The following is a 1,166-nucleotide window of genomic DNA, read 5'->3' as shown; positions in this document are numbered from 1 at the left end:
GTAGTGATCGTATCGGCCGCGCGTACCGCGGTCGGCAAATTCGGCGGTTCGCTTGCGAAGATTGCGGCGCCGGAGCTGGGCGCGACGGTGATCCGCGCGGTGCTGGAGCGTGCGGGCGTGAAGCCCGAGCAGGTCAGCGAAGTGATCATGGGCCAGGTGCTGACGGCCGGTTCCGGGCAGAACCCGGCGCGGCAGTCGCTGATCAAGGCCGGGCTGCCGGCGGCAGTGCCGGGGATGACGATCAACAAGGTGTGCGGCTCGGGCCTGAAGGCCGTGATGCTGGCGGCGAACGCGATCGTCGCGGGCGACGCGGAGATCGTGATCGCGGGCGGCCAGGAGAACATGAGCGCATCGCCGCACGTGCTGCCGGGCTCGCGTGATGGCTTCCGGATGGGTGATGCGAAGCTGGTCGACACGATGATCGTCGACGGCCTGTGGGACGTGTACAACCAGTACCACATGGGCATCACGGCGGAGAACGTCGCGAAGGAATACGGGATCACGCGCGAAGAGCAGGACGCATTCGCGGCGCTGTCGCAGAACAAGGCGGAAGCCGCGCAGAAGGCCGGGCGCTTCAACGACGAGATCGTGCCGGTGTCGATTCCGCAACGCAAGGGCGAGCCGCTGCAGTTCGCGACCGACGAGTTCGTGCGTCACGGCGTGACGGCGGAATCGCTGGCGGGGCTGAAGCCGGCGTTCTCGAAGGACGGCTCGGTGACGGCGGCGAACGCGTCGGGGCTGAACGACGGTGCGGCGGCGGTGCTGGTGATGTCGGCGCAGAAGGCGGCGGCGCTGGGCCTGACGCCGCTGGCGCGGATCAAGGCGTACGCGAACGCGGGCGTGGATCCGAGCGTGATGGGGATGGGCCCGGTGCCGGCATCGCGCCGGTGCCTGGAGCGCGCGGGCTGGACGCCGGGCGACCTGGACCTGATGGAGATCAACGAGGCGTTCGCGGCGCAGGCGCTGGCGGTGCACAAGCAGATGGGCTGGGACACATCGAAGGTGAACGTGAACGGCGGGGCGATCGCGATCGGTCACCCGATCGGCGCGTCGGGCTGCCGGATCCTGGTGACGCTGCTGCACGAGATGGCCAAGCGCGACGCGAAGCGCGGGCTGGCGTCGCTGTGCATCGGCGGCGGGATGGGCGTCGCGCTCGCGGTCGAGCG

At 69.7% G+C, this 1,166-nt stretch carries 1 protein-coding gene; it reads left to right on the top strand.

Annotated features, from left to right (window positions below):
* Nucleotides 1-1,166: acetyl-CoA C-acetyltransferase (locus HAV18_RS39540; protein WP_208102308.1), on the top strand; the 1,166-nt coding region annotated here is incomplete at both ends.

Origin of the sequence: Burkholderia sp. D-99, from assembly GCF_011605345.1 — a bacterium.
Taxonomy (GTDB): domain Bacteria; phylum Pseudomonadota; class Gammaproteobacteria; order Burkholderiales; family Burkholderiaceae; genus Burkholderia.
This window is presented reverse-complemented; position numbering and strand designations above follow the sequence as displayed.